General features: G+C 60.1%; 13 protein-coding genes. 12 read left to right on the top strand and 1 reads right to left on the bottom strand.

Annotated elements, in window-relative coordinates; genetic code table 11:
• Nucleotides 1-117: 117 nt before the first annotated feature.
• Nucleotides 118-390 (bottom strand): hypothetical protein, encoded by a 273-nt coding sequence (locus tag P0119_19765; protein MDF0668290.1) that lies wholly within the window; start codon nucleotides 388-390, stop codon nucleotides 118-120.
• Here P0119_19765 and P0119_19760 point away from each other — a divergent pair.
• The 12 genes from P0119_19760 to P0119_19705 all read left to right on the top strand — a co-directional run bounded on the left by P0119_19760 (nucleotide 383) and on the right by P0119_19705 (nucleotide 16,555).
• Nucleotides 383-2,425 carry an FAD-dependent oxidoreductase gene (locus P0119_19760; protein MDF0668289.1) on the top strand — a complete coding sequence of 681 codons (2,043 nt, stop codon included), beginning with the start codon at nucleotides 383-385 and terminating at the stop codon, nucleotides 2,423-2,425. The two genes, P0119_19765 and P0119_19760, sit on opposite strands and share 8 nt — an antisense overlap.
• Nucleotides 2,426-2,565: 140 nt before the next feature.
• Nucleotides 2,566-3,630: an NAD(P)-dependent alcohol dehydrogenase gene (locus P0119_19755; GenBank protein MDF0668288.1), complete on the top strand. Its 1,065-nt coding sequence runs from the start codon at nucleotides 2,566-2,568 to the stop codon at nucleotides 3,628-3,630.
• A 40-nt stretch (nucleotides 3,631-3,670) separates the two neighbouring features.
• On the top strand, nucleotides 3,671-4,735 hold the full coding sequence (locus P0119_19750; GenBank protein MDF0668287.1) for an aldo/keto reductase: 1,065 nt from the start codon (nucleotides 3,671-3,673) through the stop codon (nucleotides 4,733-4,735).
• Between the two features lie 96 nt (nucleotides 4,736-4,831).
• The gene (locus tag P0119_19745) at nucleotides 4,832-5,893 is read left to right on the top strand and encodes an NAD(P)-dependent alcohol dehydrogenase (GenBank protein ID MDF0668286.1); all 1,062 of its coding nucleotides are present in this window, start codon (nucleotides 4,832-4,834) and stop codon (nucleotides 5,891-5,893) included.
• An 84-nt stretch (nucleotides 5,894-5,977) separates the two neighbouring features.
• The gene (locus tag P0119_19740) at nucleotides 5,978-6,964 is read left to right on the top strand and encodes an aldo/keto reductase (GenBank protein MDF0668285.1); all 987 of its coding nucleotides are present in this window, start codon (nucleotides 5,978-5,980) and stop codon (nucleotides 6,962-6,964) included.
• Between the two features lie 280 nt (nucleotides 6,965-7,244).
• On the top strand, nucleotides 7,245-7,655 hold the full coding sequence (locus P0119_19735) for a RidA family protein (GenBank protein ID MDF0668284.1): 411 nt from the start codon (nucleotides 7,245-7,247) through the stop codon (nucleotides 7,653-7,655).
• 138 nt (nucleotides 7,656-7,793) lie between these two features.
• Nucleotides 7,794-8,816, top strand: a complete 1,023-nt coding sequence (locus P0119_19730; GenBank protein MDF0668283.1) for a zinc-dependent alcohol dehydrogenase family protein — start codon at nucleotides 7,794-7,796, stop codon at nucleotides 8,814-8,816.
• Between the two features lie 60 nt (nucleotides 8,817-8,876).
• Complete coding sequence (locus P0119_19725) at nucleotides 8,877-9,152, top strand: hypothetical protein (protein ID MDF0668282.1); 276 nt, start codon at nucleotides 8,877-8,879, stop codon at nucleotides 9,150-9,152.
• Between the two features lie 106 nt (nucleotides 9,153-9,258).
• Entirely contained in the window at nucleotides 9,259-11,676 is a 2,418-nt protein-coding gene (locus P0119_19720) for an ABC transporter substrate binding protein (GenBank protein ID MDF0668281.1), read from the top strand.
• 18 nt (nucleotides 11,677-11,694) lie between these two features.
• A complete protein-coding gene (locus P0119_19715; protein ID MDF0668280.1) occupies nucleotides 11,695-12,684 on the top strand; it encodes an HlyD family efflux transporter periplasmic adaptor subunit in 990 nt (329 codons plus the stop codon).
• A complete protein-coding gene (gene rbbA / locus P0119_19710; protein MDF0668279.1) occupies nucleotides 12,681-15,428 on the top strand; it encodes a ribosome-associated ATPase/putative transporter RbbA in 2,748 nt (915 codons plus the stop codon). Before P0119_19715 ends, rbbA begins: the two co-directional genes overlap by 4 nt.
• Nucleotides 15,425-16,555 (top strand): ABC transporter permease, encoded by a 1,131-nt coding sequence (locus P0119_19705; protein ID MDF0668278.1) that lies wholly within the window; start codon nucleotides 15,425-15,427, stop codon nucleotides 16,553-16,555. Before rbbA ends, P0119_19705 begins: the two co-directional genes overlap by 4 nt.
• Nucleotides 16,556-16,588 lie beyond the last annotated feature (33 nt).

The following is a 16,588-nucleotide window of genomic DNA, read 5'->3' as shown; positions in this document are numbered from 1 at the left end:
CCTATGCGCGCGCTGAATGATCATCATGCGCGATGTTCACGGTCCGGTACGTTTCGCTAGCGGGCATGTGAACTAAATATCTCCCTGCTCCTAGCAGGCTGCGGGAAAACCCTCCGTTCATCCTTCGAGAACCTCAGGACGAACGGAGCGGTCATTGCATTTGCTGATATTTTTCGTTCGTGCTGAGCCTGTCGAAGCACAAAAACCGAGTCTTTCCGCAGCCTGCTTGAGTCTGATCAGACAGCCGACCGTCACCTGGCACGTTCGTTCCACCAGCAGCCGCAGCAGGAGCTTCATTCCAGAAAATCGGACGCCAGCGCCTTCAGTTTCGACAAAACCGACTCGCACGACATCTTTGGGTTTGGCGACTGAGGTTAACGTCATGGGCATGACACGAATCATCATAGTGGGTGGGGGATTTGCCGGGGTGAAATGCGCAAGGACGTTACGGAAGAGGCTGCCGGCGAAGGCTTGCGAAATCGTGCTGTTCAGCCAAGAAAACAACATGGTGTTCTATCCGTTGTTGGCCGAGGTGGCAGGGGCTGCAATCAACCCTGGTGCAGTCACGGTGCCGTTGCGCCAGATGCTGCCCGGAGTCCGTTGCAGAACCGAGGAGGTTCGGCAAATCGACCTGGCTACGTCTGAGGTGGAATATGAAAAATACGATGGCCGTCCAGGTCGCGTGACGTTTGACCATGCAGTGCTGGCCTGCGGGACTGCGGTCAATCTAAGTTTGGTCCCCGGCATGGCCGACCATGCGTTTCCTTTGAAATCCGTGGGCGATGCCATGGCCTTGCGGTTCCACGTCATGGAACAACTTGAAAAAGCCGAGGTCTGCGACGACCCGGAGCGGCGACGCTGGTATCTCTCGTTCGTGGTGGTCGGTGGCGGCTTCACCGGAGTGGAGGCGGCCGGCGAGATCAATGACTTGATCAAAGCCAGCATGCGATTCTATAGCAACTTCAGCAGCCGTGATGTCACTGTGACCTTGGTGCACAGCCGGGATCAGATTCTCCCGGAAGTGAGCACGACTCTGCGGGAGTTTGCCCGAACAAAGATGCAGGAAGCCGGCATTCACGTAGTACTCAACGGACGTGCCGTATCGGCGACGGCGGAGGGCGTCGAGCTGCATGACGGTCGAGTGCTCCGCGGAGCCACGGTCGTTTGCACGATCGGCACCACCGCACCGCTCCTGGTTCACCGGCTCGATGTGCCCAAGGAGGGTGGCCGGCTACTGACCGATCCGGATATGCGCGTGCGTGGTACGTCGAACCTCTGGGCGATCGGTGACTGCGCCCAGATTGTCAACGCCTATGACGGCCAGGTCTCGCCGACCACCGGCCAGTTTGCCGAACGGCAAGGGCGGCAAGCGGCGGAGAACATCATTCGGATCCTGCAAGGCCAATCGACCAGACCGTTTTCTTACAGACCGCTGGGCCAACTCTGCGGCATCGGCGAGCGTAACGCGGTCGCAGAAATTCTGGGTGTGCGGCTCTCCGGGTTTCCGGCTTGGTGGCTGTGGCGAACCGTGTATCTCCTGAAATCACCGTCTTGGTCTCGCCGGGTCAAAATCGCGTTCGACTGGACCTGGGAGCTGTTCTTCCCGCGCGACCTGGCGCATCCGCGGGTCAACCAAACGGAACGGATCGCCAGGGCTCATTATCGGCCCGGTGACTTGATCTTTGCCGAAGGTGAGCCCGCGATGAGTTTTTACGTGATCGAAAAGGGCGAGATCGAAGTTCTTCGGCGTGACCCGACCGGACAGCAGCAACTTTTGGCGCGGTTAGGGCCGGGTGAATTTTTCGGAGAAATTGCGCTTCTTGACGGCAACGTGCGAATCGGGAGCGTCCGCGCCCGCACCACGGTTGAGGTGCTCGTGATGGGGAAAGAGGTCTTCTCGAAGCTTTCCGGAGCGCTGACGCCTTTCCGCAATCTCGTCGCTCAGGCGCTACGGTGGCGGAGACCCAGATTGAATCGCCACTTGAGCCAAACCTGGACTGCTCTCGAACGCCGACCGTTGTCTGCGTTCATGGAAGCGGTTCCCGAACATCGTCTCGCTCCCGACGATACGTTTGAAGACACGGTTCGCATGTTTGATCAGCTTGCAGTCGAATATCTGACCGTCTTAGATGAGAAGGGACATTTGGAGGGCATCGTCACCAGGAATGAACTGTTCGAGGCCTTCGCGCAAGGGAAGAAGCCGTCGACCAAGGTGCGGGAGTTCATGCGCGCCGATCCCGTCGTGGTGAATCCGGATGATATGAGCTTGATGGCCGGCGACTTGATGAGTAGGCACGACGTCGACTGGCTTCCGGTGGTCGAGAGCAAGGACAATCGTCGTCTGATCGGGCTCGTTCGGTCTGAGAAATTGCTGCGCTGGCTGATGGAACAATCCCAGCCCGATTCCCGGTGTCCTGACCGGTGAGGCATGGAAGGTATCTGCCGATACCTTTACAGGCTCGAACAGAGCGAGCCTCTCAATGAAGATTGAGCCATGGAGAAAAGCACCACCATTACGGAGGCATGAGGACCGTGTACGGATCGGATGAAAGGAGGGAATAGGCAATGGCACAGACAATGAAAGCATTCGTCATGAAGAAGATCGGCTCTGTGGGGATGATGGAGAAGCCGATTCCTGATCCCGGACCGAATGATGCGGTCGTCAAAACCACGGCCGCGCTCATCTGCACGTCGGATGTCCATACCGTCGGCGGCGCGATTGGAGAACGGACCAACTTGACGCTCGGCCATGAAGCCGTCGGGGTTATCTACAAGCTGGGAAGCGCCGTCAAGGGATTCCGTGAGGGAGATCGGGTCGCGGTCAATGCGATCACCCCCTGTTATCAGTGCGAGAACTGCCTGCGCGGCTACACCTCGCAGTGTCAAGAGATGCTCGGCGGGTGGAAGTTCGCCAACGTCAAGGATGGAAACCTCGCGGAATATTTCCATGTCAACAGCGCGCAAGCAAACCTGGCGCCGATTCCAACGGGTCTCATCGATGAACAGGTTGCGTACTGTGCGGACATGATGTCTACCGGGTTCATGGGGGCCGAGCACGCGAACATTCCTGTTGGGGGCTCAGTGGCCGTCTTCGCGCAGGGACCAGTCGGACTGATGGCTACGGTGGGGGCGCGGTTACTGGGGGCCGGTCTAGTTATCGCGGTGGAGGCCGTGCCGGAGCGAAAGAAACTGGCGAAAGAATTCGGGGCGGATGTGGTGATCGACTTCACGGAACAGGATCCCGTCGAAGCCATTCTCGGCTTGACGGACGGACACGGAGTGGACTCGTCCATCGAAGCCCTCGGGGCCCAGGCGACGTTCGAGGCCTGTATCAAAGCGACACGTCCCGGCGGGACCATCTCTAACGTGGGCTATCACGGAGAGGGAGAGTACGTCCAGATGCCGCGCAAAGAATGGGGCGTCGGGATGAGCGACAAGGTCATCAGGACGGGCCTCTGCCCAGGCGGAGCGGAACGGATGAAGCGGCTGATGCGGCTCTTGGAAACCGGGCGCGTCAATCCGCTGCCGCTGACGACCCATCGGTTCCGATTCAATGACGTCGAAAAGGCCTTTGAGCTGATGAGAACAAAGGCGGACGGCATGTTGAAGCCGCTCATCACGTTTGCGTGATCAGTGCGAGGCTGAACGATAACGCCTCGGAGGAGAAGTTATGCAAAAACGAAAACTCGGAAAGAGCAACTTGGAAGTGTCGGCCCTTGGGCTCGGCTGCATGAACGTGGCCTCGAACTACGGCCCCCCCGTGGACAAGGGCGTGGCGATCTTGTTGTTTCGCGCGGCCGTTGACCAGGGGGTCACGTTATTCGACACCGCCGAGGTCTACGGTCCATTTCTCAGCGAGGAACTGGTCGGCGAGGCGCTGGCACCGGTTCGTGATCGCGTGGTCATCGCGACGAAGTTCGGGTTTGAGATCGACCCCGTGACGAAAGAGCTGCGCGGCTTCAACAGCCGACCCGACTATATCAAGCGCGTCGCCGAGGGGTGCCTCAAGCGTCTCAGGACCGATGTGATCGATCTGTTCTATCAACATCGCGTCGACCCCAAGGTGCCGATCGAGGACGTTGCCGGGGCGGTGAAGGACTTGATCTCGGAAGGCAAGGTGCGCCACTTCGGCCTCTCCGAGGTGGGGAACGCGACCATTCGCCGTGCTCATGCCGTACTGCCGGTGACCGCGGTGCAGAACGAGTATTCGGTCTGGACGCGTGATCCTGAGCACGAGGTGCTTCCGGCCTGCGAGGAGTTCGGGATCGGTTTTGTGGCGTGGAGCCCGCTCGGGATGGGCTACCTGCCCGGCACGATGACCCCCTCGACGACCTTCGACCCCACATCAGACCTGCGGGCGAGGTTTCCTCGCTTCACCTCGGAGGCGCGCCGCGCGAACCGGCTCGTCGTTGAACTGCTTCAGCGCGTTGGCCAACGCAAGGACGCGACACCTGGACAAGTCGCGCTCGCCTGGCTGCTCGCGAAGAAGCCATGGATCGTGCCCATCCCAGGCACGACCAAGCTGAAGCACCTGGAGGAGAACCTCGGCGCGCTCAAGGTTCAGCTGAGTGCCGAGGAGGTCAAGGAGATCGACGCTGCATTCACAAGCATCCAGCTGCAGGGCGCTCGGGCAGACGAGGAGCTACTCCGGGCTCACGACGTTGGTGCCAACCTGGGAACGAGCTCGGCTGGCGGGCACGGCAAGTCTCCCCTGCCTCGAAAGGCAGTTCGGTAGAGCCGCGAGTAAAGCGGACTGGCGACATGGCGTCGCTGAAGTCTGGGTGACCGGAAGTGAATTGATTGAGCGAGAGAAACAAGAAGGAGGAGCACCATGTACAAGACGAAGGCCTACTCCGCTGCAAGCAAGTCGTCGCCGCTTGTCTCTGCGACAATCGCTCGTCGAGATCCAACCGAACGCGACGTGCAGATTGAGATCCTGTACTGCGGTATCTGCCACTCCGACCTCCATTCGGTCCGTAACGATTGGAGCAGCGTCATGTCCACTACCTACCCGATCGTCCCAGGCCATGAGATCGTCGGCCGTGTCACAAAGGTCGGCTCCGCGGTCACGAAGTACAAGCCCGGCGACCTCGCTGCGGTCGGCTGTCTGGTGGACTCGGACGGGACTTGCCCGAACTGTACAGCCGGGCTTGAGAACTTCTGCCCGAACCAGACCCTCACGTTCGGCTCACCGGACAAGCACAAGACCGCCCCGGTCACCTACGGCGGGTACTCCGACAGCATCGTCGTCGACGAGCGCTTCGTCCTGCGAGTTCCCACCAACCTCAACGGCGCCGCCGCCGCGCCTCTGCTGTGCGCTGGGATCACCACCTACTCACCTCTGCGCCACCATGGCGTCACCAAGGGCAAGAAGGTCGGCATCGTCGGCCCCGGTGGCTTAGGCCATATGGGGGTGAAGTTCGCTCGGGTGTTCGGGGCCCACGTGGTGGTTTTCACCACCTCGCCCAGTAAGGCAGAGGATGCGCTGCGCCTCGGTGCCCATGAGGTCGTCGTATCCCGTGATGCGAACGAGATGAAAAAGCACACCGGCAGCTTCGACTTCATTCTCGACACGGTCCCCGTCGATCACGACATCAACCAATATCTTCATCTCCTCCGCCTCGACGGGAACCTGACCCTTGTCGGAGCGCCGTCTCAGCCCCTCGCGCTGTCGTCGTTCGCGTTGATCTTCGGGCGCCGCAGTGTGTCCGGGTCGAACATCGGTGGTATCCCCGAGACCCAGGAGATGCTCAATTTTTGTGGGGAGCACAACATCACCGCCGATGTCGAGGTCATCCCGATCCAGAAGGTCAACGAAGCCTACGACAGACTGCTGAAGTCCGATGTGAAGTACCGCTTCTCGATCGACATGGCTTCTCTCAAATCCGAGTAATAGGCCGAGTGGGTCGGTATGAAAGGCAGCGAATTGCCCTTTGATCAGTGCGAGGCTGAACGATAACGCCTCGGAGGAGAAGTTATGCAAAAACGAAAACTCGGAAAGAGCAACTTGGAAGTGTCGGCCCTTGGGCTCGGCTGCATGGGCATGAGCTTCGGGTATGGCCGGCCGAAGGACAAGCAGGAAGGAATCAAGCTGATCCGCGCCGCGGTGGATCGCGGCGTGACCTTCTTCGACACCGCCGAGGTGTATGGCCCGTATACCAACGAAGACCTCGTCGGCGAAGCGCTACAACCGCTTCGTGATCGCGTGGTGATCGCCACCAAGTTCGGGTTCCACATCGAGAACGGCAAGCAAGCGGGACTGAACAGCCGGCCTGATCACATCAAGCAGGTCGTCGAGGGGTCGCTCAAACGGCTGCGCACCGACCGCATCGACCTGTTCTACCAGCATCGCGTCGATCCGAATGTGCCGATCGAAGATGTGGCCGGCGCCGTGAAGGAGCTGATCCAAGAGGGCAAAGTCAAACACTTCGGCCTGTCCGAGGCGGGCGTGAACACGATTCGCCGCGCCCACGCCGTCCAGCCGGTCACCGCCCTCCAGAGCGAGTATTCTCTGTTCTGGCGGGAGCCCGAGGAGCAGATCGTCCCCGTGCTGGAGGAACTCGGCATCGGGTTCGTGCCGTTCAGCCCGCTCGGGAAGGGTTATCTCACCGGAAAGATCAACGAGAATACCACGTTCGACGCCGCGGACTTCCGCAACACCGTTCCCCGCTTCTCGGTCGAGAACCGCAAGGCGAACCAGGCGCTGGTCGAGCTGCTCGGCCGCATTGCCGAGCGGAAGAGGACGACGCCCGCCCAAGTGGCGCTCGCGTGGCTGCTCGCGCAGAAGATGTGGATCGTTCCCATCCCCGGCACGACCAAACTGCACCGGCTGGAAGAGAACGTCGCGGCTGCGACCGTCACTCTCACGGATGAAGACCTTGGAGAGATTGAGACTGCTGCTTCCCACATTACAATTCAGGGGGCGCGGTATTCTGAAGCGGCGCAGACAATGATCAACCGGTAAAGGGTTCCGTTTCGAAGATTGAGATCGTGGGCGACCGCTATCCGGCGGAGCAACAAGAACTGGTCTCACCCATGGCTATGCATCACCGCCGCACGTTTCTGAACCGTCGGGGCTGCGTAGGGAGAAAACAATGAAAGCAACCAACGACGAAGCTAGAGACTGACAATCAAGACCCGTAGGTCACTCACGACGTGACTTTATTATTTCCGCAGCGACTGCTGTAGCGAGTGTCGGTGCTGCAAACCTGCTGAACTTACAACCCGCACAGGGAGCGAACGCCATGAACAAACCTGAATTCTTCGTCACCCCCGGTTACGGTGACCGCAACCTCAAACTGTTTCACTATTCCCAGGCGGTCAAGATCGGCAACCGGATAGAGATCTCGGGCCAGGGCGGCTGGAACGACGACTGGCAGTTCCCCGAGTCGATCACGGATGAGATCGCCCAGGCGTTCCGCAACGTCGAACGGACCCTGGCTCTCGCCGGCGCGCGCTGGGAGCACGTCATCCATGTGAACTCCTATCACGTGGGATTCGATGGCCACCAAGAGGAAATCAACCAGACCATGACGGAGCGGTTCCGTTATTACATGCCCGATCACGCTCCCGTTTGGACTTGCCTGGGAGTCGCTGCCCTTGGAGACCCAAAGATGCGGGTCGAGATCCGCGTGACCGCCATCCTTCCAGAATGAAGGGAAGGAGCCGGATTGGGCATTCTCGGCGGCTCGGTAGACGGACCTCTGCCGAAAGTGGGCCGCCCTCGACGCGAGAAGCAGGACGTACACCCGCCACGAATCGCGGCGGACACCATTTAGACGAGGAGGTACACCATGCGAGGAGCAGTTCTCTACGGCCCGCGCGATGTGCGCTTCGAGGAGCGCGACGCGCCAAAGATCATCGAGCCGACAGATGCCATTATCCGCATCTCGCTCACCTGTGTGTGCGGGTCGGACCTGTGGCCGTATCGGGGGATAGATGCACCCAATGAACCCACTCCAATGGGCCACGAGTATTGCGGGATCGTCGAAGAAGTCGGCAGTGCAGTAAAAGCCGTCAAGCGTGGTCAGTTCGTGGTGGGGTCCTTCTTCGCCTCGGATAATACCTGCGCGATCTGCCACGCGGGTTATCAAAGCCGCTGTACGCACGCGCAGTACGTGGGCGCCGGCGGTGCACAAGCCCCGTATCTCCGCGTACCACTCGCCGATGGCACACTGGTCGCCACGCGGGATCAACCCTCCGCCCACGAAGTCCCAAGTCTGCTCGCCGCTTCCGACGTCCTCGGGACAGGGTGGTTTGGCGCGGATGCCGCAGAAGTGGCGCCCGGCAAGACGGTCGCCGTCGTCGGCGACGGTGCGGTCGGCCTTTGCGCCGTGCTCGCCGCAAGACAAATGGGTGCGGAGCGCATCATCGCGATGAGCCGGCACCCGGAGCGGCAAAAGCTCGCGCGTGAGTTCGGAGCCACCGACATCGTCACCGAGCGTGGCGACGAAGGCGTGGCCAGGATCAAGGAACTGACTGGTGGGTTGGGTGCGCACTCGGTGGTCGAGGCCGTCGGAAGCCAGGAGTCCATGATGCAGGCGATTCGCTGCACGCGACCCGGCGGGCACGTCGGCTTCGTGGGCGTTTCCCACGGCGTGGAGTTGCCCGGCCAGGAAATCTTTTTTGCGGAAGTCCACCTTCACGGTGGCCCTGCGCCGGTGCGCCGCTACCTGCCCAAGCTGATCGACTTGGTGCTGAACAGGAAAATCAATCCAGGCAAGGTGTTCGATCTGACTCTTCCGCTCGATCAGGTGGCTGAAGGCTATCGGGCGATGGACGAGCGCCGCGCGATCAAGGCGCTGCTGCGGCCGTAGTTCAAAACATGGACAGTAAAAGGGACAGGCTTGCACGAAAGGAACGCTCATGAAGATTCTTTGCCTCGACCGTCCCGACCCGGTGCGACGCTGGAAAAACAGCAGCCTTACCTGCACGATGAGGTGCGCCACATCTGGGAGTCGTACAAAAAGGGCGTGATTCGCGACATCTCCTTCCGCCAGGACCGGCTCGGCGTCGCCGTCACCCTCGAGAGGAACTGTGCAGGATCGCTGAAGCCGATGCCCTGCACATTTCGCAACGATGTGGAGAAGGCCTTTGAGCTGATGAGGACGAAGGCAGACGGCATGTTGAAGCCGCTCATCACGTTTGCGTGAAGGCCTAGCCCCGTGACGTCTAGCCTTGACATATCCTGGAAGGAGCAAGTAACACTTACGAATTGCATCGCCACAGAGACGTAATCCTGTCGGGGAGTGATGGCTTATGCGTACCAAAACGTTCTTGTACATCATCGGCGTCATCTTCCTTCTGTCCTGGAGCTATAACGTGGAGGCCAAGTCGTTGCCGGTCGTCCAGGTGGGGATCGTGCGCGACGGACCCTCGGAATTTGTCCCCGATCCCCGTGATCTCATTCAGAAGGAAATTCGTGCACTCGTCAGCGGGGAATTCGACGTGCGGTTTCCCGATGATTTGCAGCTTGAGGGAGGATGGTCGGTACAAGGGGTGAAACAGGCGATCGATCGTGTGCTGGCACAGCCCCGTGTCGGCCTCGTCATCGCACTCGGGATTCTCGCATCGCAGGAGGTCGGTCAAAGAAGCCGACTACCCAAGCCTGTGATCGCGCCGTTGATCCTCGATCCGCACTTGCAGGAGCTGCCGTTCAAGAAGGGCACGAGCGGGATGAAAAACCTCAGCTATCTCGTTACCGGCAAGGGCTTCGAGCGCAATCTCGAGGTCTTCAAAGACGTCTTTCCGTTTACTCGGTTAACCCTCTTGGCGGATCGGGTTGTATTGGAGGCTCTTCCATCTAAGGACCACGCGCGAAGGATCGCGGAGACGTCCGGCCTGAATCTTACCGTGATTCCGGTCGAGACCTCTGCCGAAACGGTCGTTGCCTCAATCCCTCACGACACAGAGGCCGTCTATCTCTCGCCTCTGCCGCGTCTACCTGCCGGTGAGTTTGATCGCTTGGTTGCAGCCCTCAACCGCCGAAAACTGCCCACCTTTTCGGCGGTCGGAGAGCGGGACGTGCAACGAGGGATCGCTGTCGCTCTGTCGCCTGAATTGGACCTGGGGCGATTCGCGCGAACGATCGCGGCGAATGTGCAGCGTATTCTTGCAGGAACCGACGCAGGACGGATCGAAGTGGCTTTTGTCCGGGGCGAGCAGCTCACGATCAACATGGCGACGGTTCGTGCGATCGACAAATGGCCGAGCTACCAAGTGCTGAGTGAGGCAGAGTTGGTGAACGAGGATGCAGCCGACACCTCACGCCGTCTGTCGCTCTTCGACGCGGTTCGTGAATCTGCGGACGCGAACCTGGATCTGGTCGCGGCGAGCCGCAAGGTCGCGGCGGGAATCGGCCAGGTGGGCCAGGCACGATCCGGTCTTCTGCCTCAGGTGCTCGTCGGCACGGCAGGGGTCCTGAACGGGCGAGGGCCGGATACGTTCGGCACCGGCGAGGACCCCGGTCAAGCCGCAATTGCGCTCGGCGGATTCCGCCAACTCCTGTACTCGGACGACGCCTGGACCAAGTACAGGGTGCAGCAGAAGACGCAACTGTCTCGAGAAGAGGAGTGGAACCAGCTGCGGTTGGATATCGGGAAAGACGCGGCCATCGCCTATCTGACCGTCCTTCGGACCAAGACTGCGCGACGTATCCAGAAAGACAACCTCAAGCTGACGCGTTCCAATCTGGATTTGGCCGCGGCCCGTGAGTCGGTCGGCTATGCCCTCCGGGATGAAGTATTTCGATGGGAAACAGAGGTAGCCAACGGGCAAAAAGCCGTGGTCTCTGTCGACGCTCAAGAGCGGCAGGCGGAAGTGGACCTGAACCGGATGTTGAATCGTCCGCTGGAAGAGAAGTTTCAAACTGTGGAGCAAACCCTGGAGGACCCGGGCTTGCTGGGCGATACGCGCCAATTGTTCGCCTATGTCGAGAATCCACGTGGATTTCAGATATTCCGGGACTTCGAAGTCGAGGAAGGAATCAAAGCGGCTCCAGAATTGCGGCGGCTTGACGCCTTGATCGCAGCTCAGGAGCGAACCGTCACGAATGCCCAGCGAGCCTTTTGGCTTCCGGAAGTTGCCATACAGGGAGCCGGGTTTCAGCAATATGCTCAAGGAGGGGGAGGAGCCGGTAGTTTGACGATTCCCATGGGCCCCGTCGGCTTTGCCCAAACCCAGAACAATTTCTACGTGGCGAGTATCGGGCTGACCTTCCCTCTGTTCCAAGGGGGAAATAAAAATGCCACCTCGCTGAAGGCGCGGGAAGAACTGAATCAACTGCGATTCGAGCATTCCTCCGTCGCACAGCAGGTTGAAGAGCGGATCCGAACCTCGCTCTATCAAACCGGCGCTTCGTTCCCCAGCATCAGGCTCTCGCAGAAGGCGGCCGAGTCGGCCCGCAAGACTCTGGATTTGGTGGTGGATCAATATTCCAGAGGGGCGGTCGACATCATCAAGCTTCTGAATTCGCAGCATGCCGCGCTGATCGCGAATCAGGCCGCCGCCAATGCGGTCTACGAATTTCTGATCGATCTCGCGAAGGTACAGAGGGCGGTGGGGCAGATGAGTTTCTTCCAAAGCTCCGAAGGACGAGCGGCCTGGCTCGAACGACTGAAAACACATTTTGTGAATGCCGGCGTCTCGCCGGTTCTGCGCGATGAACCACGGAAGTAATTAACGCGGAGTGACTCCATGCCGACCTCAAAGATCGCTCGTCCCACTCTCATGCTAGGTGTGCTTCTGTTGATTGTGGCAGGAGCGTCCGTCTGGTGGTTTTATTTTCGAGTTCCACCGCTCGTGGGATTCGGCAGCGGCAACGGACGGCTTGAGGTGCAAGAGATCGACGTGGCCACCAAATTCCCAGGCCGTATTGCGGAGGTGTTGGTCGATGAGGGCGATAGCGTCCAAGTCGGACAGGTCGTCGTCCGCATGGATACGAGTTCGTTGAACGCACAAGTGCGAGAAGCGGAGGCGCAGGTCCAGCGTGCCAAACAGGGCCAAGTCACGGCCAAGGCATTGATCGCGCAACGGCGGAGCGAAGCCTTATTAGCCGAACGGGATTTGGAGCGGGCTCGTGCTCTCTACGTCAACGCCAATATCTCCGCGAAAGACTACGATCGCGCCCGGTCCACGATGGACACGGCGAAGGCCGCGATCACACAGGCTGAAGCTCAATCGGCGGAAGCGGACGCGGCGATCGCGGCGACCCTCGCGCAAAAAGAACGGATTCAGGTCGATCTCAAGGATAGCGTGCTGATTGCGTCTCGCAGCGGCAGGGTACAGTTTCGGTTGGCGGAACCAGGCGAAGTGTTGGCAGCAGGAGGAAAGGTCCTGACGCTCATTGATCCGACCGATGTGTACATGACAATCTTCCTGCCCGCGGCCGAAGCGGGGAAAGTCTCGCTGGGGGCGGAGGCGCGGATCGTACTCGATGCGGCGCCGGGTCTCGTCATCCCGGCCGCAGTCTCGTTTGTCGCTGACAAGGCGCAGTTCACGCCTAAAGAAGTGGAAACCAGGACGGAACGCGAGAAACTCATGTTTCGAATCAAGGTCAAAATCGATCCCGAGCTGGTCAAAGGACATGAGGCCCAGGTCAAACCTGGTCTCCCGGGCGTGGCGTACGTCCGACTCGATAAGGCTGTTCAGTGGCCCTCATCTCTTCAAGCCAAACTCATGCCATGAGTGAATCGCCTCCATCAGTCGCTCGTGTCACCGGCGTCACCCATCGCTATGGGGACACGACTGCTCTTGATGCGGTGACCTTGGACATTCCGATCGGCTGCATGGTGGGGTTCATCGGTCCGGACGGGGTCGGCAAATCCAGTCTGTTGGCCCTGATTGCCGGCGCAAAGAAAATCCAGGCCGGCCGGGTCGAAGTCCTTGGCGGCGATATGACGGCCGTCCGGCATCGCAACGAGGTCTATCCGCGGATCGCCTACATGCCCCAAGGACTGGGAGGCAATCTCTATCTGACCCTATCGGTCTTCGAGAACGTGGATTTCTTCGGTCGCCTGTTCGGGCAGAACCGTGAGGAGCGGGAATGGCGGATCACAGACCTGCTGCGAAGCACGGGGTTGACGCCGTTTCGGGACCGTCCCGCGGGGAAGTTATCCGGCGGCATGAAACAGAAGCTGGGTCTATGTTGCTCGCTGATCCACGACCCAGATCTGTTGATTCTGGATGAACCGACCACCGGGGTTGATCCGTTGTCGCGCCGGCAGTTCTGGGACCTCGTCGACCGGATCCGGGAGCGGCGCGCGGGGATGAGCGTGCTCGTGGCCACCGCCTACATGGATGAGGCTGAGCGATTCGATTGGCTGGTGGCCATGGACGAGGGGAAGATCCTTGCGACAGGAAGTCCTGCGGAACTGAAGGGGCGCATGAACGTACGCACGTTGGAAGAGGCCTTTGTCTCATTGCTCCCTGAAGAGAAACGTCGGGGTCACAGCGCCATCGCGATCCCTCCTCGCCGGACACCCGAGGGTCCGCCGGCGATCGAGGCGCAAGGACTCACGATGCGGTTCGGCAATTTTACGGCGGTCGATCATGTGAGCTTTCGGATCGAACGCGGCGAGATATTCGGCTTCCTGGGCTCAAATGGCTGTGGCAAGACCACCACGATGAAGATGCTCACCGGCCTGCTGCCCGCGTCGGACGGAGTCGCCAGACTGTTCGACCGGCCGGTGAACGCACAGGACCTCGAGACACGCAAGCGTGTCGGCTTCATGTCTCAATCGTTTTCCCTCTATGGCGAACTCACGGTGCGGCAAAACCTGGAGCTGCATGCGCGGCTCTTCCATCTCCCACCGGAGAAGATCCCGGGGCGTGTGGCCGAGCTGACCAGACGGTTCACGCTGGAAGACTATCTGGATGACTTGGCGGAAGCGCTTCCGCTTGGGCTCCGCCAGCGTCTCTCCCTGGCGGTCGCCGTCGTCCATCAGCCGGAGATGTTGATCCTGGACGAGCCGACGTCCGGTGTCGACCCGGTGGCCCGCGATGGATTTTGGGAGCTTTTGATAGAGCTCTCCCGCAAGGACAGCGTGACGATCTTCATCTCCACCCATTTCATGAACGAGGGCGAACGTTGCGATCGCATCTCGCTGATGCACGCGGGACGTGTGTTGGTGAGCGATACCCCCGAAGGCTTGGTCCGTACCCGTGGCGCTGCGAACCTTGAAGAGGCCTTCATCGGGTACCTCGAAGAGGCAAGCGGAGAGGCGACCCAGAAGGAGGTCATTGAGGAAGCCGCCGAGACAATGCCTTCCGCAGCGGGAACCTCAAGGGCTGATCGTGACAGAGCGTTCAGCCCCATGCGGCTGTTCGCCTATGCCCACCGCGAAGCCCTGGAGCTGAGACGGGATCCAATTCGGCTCACGTTCGCGCTGCTGGGCTCGGTGCTGCTGATGTTCATTCTCGGGTACGGCATTACCATGGACGTGGAAGACCTGCGCTTCGCCGCCCTGGACCGCGATCAAACCCCGCAGAGCCGGGACTACATTCAAAATCTCGCCGGCTCACGCTACTTCATCGAGCGTCCGTTCATCACCGATGATGCGGAACTGGACCGGCGGATGCGCAGCGCCGAGTTGAGCGTGGCGATCGAGATCCCTTCGGGTTTCGGCCGGGATTTGAAGCGAGGACGCCAGACCGAAGTCGGCGTGTGGGTCGACGGCGCCAGTCCGTTCCGGGGCGAGACCATCAAGGGGTACGTGCAGGGCATGCACTACCAGTACCTCACCGACCTGGCTCGCCGCACCTACGGCGATCAGCCACAGGCCGGTCTCGCCGATCTCGAGATGCGCTACCGGTACAACCAGGACTTCAAGAGTCTGGAATCGATGGTCCCGGCGGTGATCCCGCTGTTATTGGTCTTCATTCCGGCTCTCATGACGGCCCTCGGCGTGGTGCGGGAGAAAGAGCTCGGCTCCATCACGAATCTGTACGTGACGCCGGTCACACGCCTGGAGTTCCTGCTGGGGAAACAACTACCGTACATTGTCCTCAGCATGATCAGCTTCTTCGGTCTCGTCGCGCTGGCCGTGGTCGCGTTCAAGGTTCCCCTCAAGGGCAGCTTTGCCACCCTGATGTTGGCAGGAGTGGTGTATGTGATCGTCACGACGGGAATCGGCTTGCTGATGTCCGCGTTCACCCGTAGCCAGATCGGTGCAGTAGCCGGGACAGCGATCTTGACCATGATGCCGACGGTCCAGTTTTCTGGGTTGACCGATCCGGTTTCCTCGCTGGAGGGGATCGGCGCGTTCATCGGGCAAGTCTGGCCCGCGACCTATTTCCTCATTATTAGTCGTGGGACCTTTACCAAGGGCCTAGACTTCTGGGATCTCTATGGGTACCTGATTGCCTTGGCGGTGTTCATCCCGGTACTGACTCTGCTCAGCTTGGCATTGCTGAAAAAACAGGGCACATGAAGATAAAGCACGTATCCAATATCTTCCAACTGGGACTCAAAGAATTGCGCAGCCTGTGGCACGACAAGATCCTGGCCTTCTTCATCCTCGCGAGTTTCTCGATCATGATCTATTCCGCTGCGACGGCCTCATCCCGAGAACTGCATAACGCGCCGATCGGCATCGTCGACGAGGATCAGTCGCCGCTCTCGGCCCGCATCATCAGCGATTTTTATGGCCCCTATTTCAAGCCACCCCGGGTGATCTCGATGGATGAGGTCGACCCGGGCCTGGATGCCGGGGAATACACATTTGTCCTCGATATCCCTCCGAACTTTCAGAGAGACGTGCTCGCCGGAAAGCAGCCTTCGATCCAGGTCAACATCGATGCCACAAGGATGACGCAGGCCTTCATCGGGGCGAATTACATCCAAAACATTGTGACGGGGGAAATCACCGAGTTTGTCCAGCGCTATCGGACCGGGGCCGTGTTGCCGATTACGCTCGCGACGCGCGTCAAGTTCAATCCCAACCTGAACGGCATCTGGTTCGGCGGCGTGATGGAGATCATCAGCCAGGTGACCATGCTGTCGATCATCCTGACCGGCGCCGCCCTGATTCGTGAGCGCGAACACGGCACCCTCGAACACCTGCTGGTCATGCCGCTCATCCCTTTTGAGGTCATGGCGGCCAAGGTGTGGGCGAACGGCCTCGTGGTGCTTGTTGGTGCCGGGTTATCCCTGCAGTTCGTCGTGCAGGGCGCTTTGGGAGTTCCCATCGCCGGCTCCGTTCCCTTGTTCCTGTTCGGCGCGATGCTGCACCTGTTCTCCACGACCTCGATGGGCATCCTCATGGCCACGGTCGCCCGCTCCATGCCGCAGTTCGGACTGCTGATGATTCTCGTGGTCCTGCCGTTGCAAATGTTGTCTGGCGGGATCACGCCACGCGAGAGCATGCCGGAGATCGTGCAGACCATCATGCTGGCGGCGCCGACCACGCATTTTACGGCTCTAGCGCAGGCGATCCTGTACCGGGGTGCCGGCGTGGATGTGGTGTGGCCTCAGTTTGCGGCGATTATCGGGATCGGGGTCGCGTTTTTCGCGGCTGCGTTGGTGCGCTTCCGGGCGAGCCTCGCCGCCCAAAGCTGAAGGGCTCGCTTCGAGCTTCTGTAGGATTCCGAT

The organism is Nitrospira sp. (assembly GCA_029194665.1).
In the GTDB taxonomy this organism is placed as follows: Bacteria; Nitrospirota; Nitrospiria; order Nitrospirales; family Nitrospiraceae; genus Nitrospira_D.
Note: the sequence above shows the minus strand (reverse complement) of the source record. Positions and strands in the feature narration are given on the sequence as shown.

Bases quoted from the DNA above. Each gene is read 5' to 3' on its own strand.
- P0119_19745 (MDF0668286.1), top strand. From the start codon at position 4,832: ATGTACAAGACGAAGGCCTACTCCGCTGCAAGCAAGTCGTCGCCGCTT.
- P0119_19720 (MDF0668281.1), top strand. From the start codon at position 9,259: ATGCGTACCAAAACGTTCTTGTACATCATCGGCGTCATCTTCCTTCTG.
- P0119_19730 (MDF0668283.1), top strand. From the start codon at position 7,794: ATGCGAGGAGCAGTTCTCTACGGCCCGCGCGATGTGCGCTTCGAGGAG.
- P0119_19715 (MDF0668280.1), top strand. From the start codon at position 11,695: ATGCCGACCTCAAAGATCGCTCGTCCCACTCTCATGCTAGGTGTGCTT.
- P0119_19705 (MDF0668278.1), top strand. From the start codon at position 15,425: ATGAAGATAAAGCACGTATCCAATATCTTCCAACTGGGACTCAAAGAA.
- P0119_19760 (MDF0668289.1), top strand. From the start codon at position 383: ATGGGCATGACACGAATCATCATAGTGGGTGGGGGATTTGCCGGGGTG.
- rbbA (MDF0668279.1), top strand. From the start codon at position 12,681: ATGAGTGAATCGCCTCCATCAGTCGCTCGTGTCACCGGCGTCACCCAT.
- P0119_19765 (MDF0668290.1), bottom strand. From the start codon at position 390: ATGCCCATGACGTTAACCTCAGTCGCCAAACCCAAAGATGTCGTGCGA.
- P0119_19750 (MDF0668287.1), top strand. From the start codon at position 3,671: ATGCAAAAACGAAAACTCGGAAAGAGCAACTTGGAAGTGTCGGCCCTT.
- P0119_19735 (MDF0668284.1), top strand. From the start codon at position 7,245: ATGAACAAACCTGAATTCTTCGTCACCCCCGGTTACGGTGACCGCAAC.
- P0119_19740 (MDF0668285.1), top strand. From the start codon at position 5,978: ATGCAAAAACGAAAACTCGGAAAGAGCAACTTGGAAGTGTCGGCCCTT.
- P0119_19755 (MDF0668288.1), top strand. From the start codon at position 2,566: ATGGCACAGACAATGAAAGCATTCGTCATGAAGAAGATCGGCTCTGTG.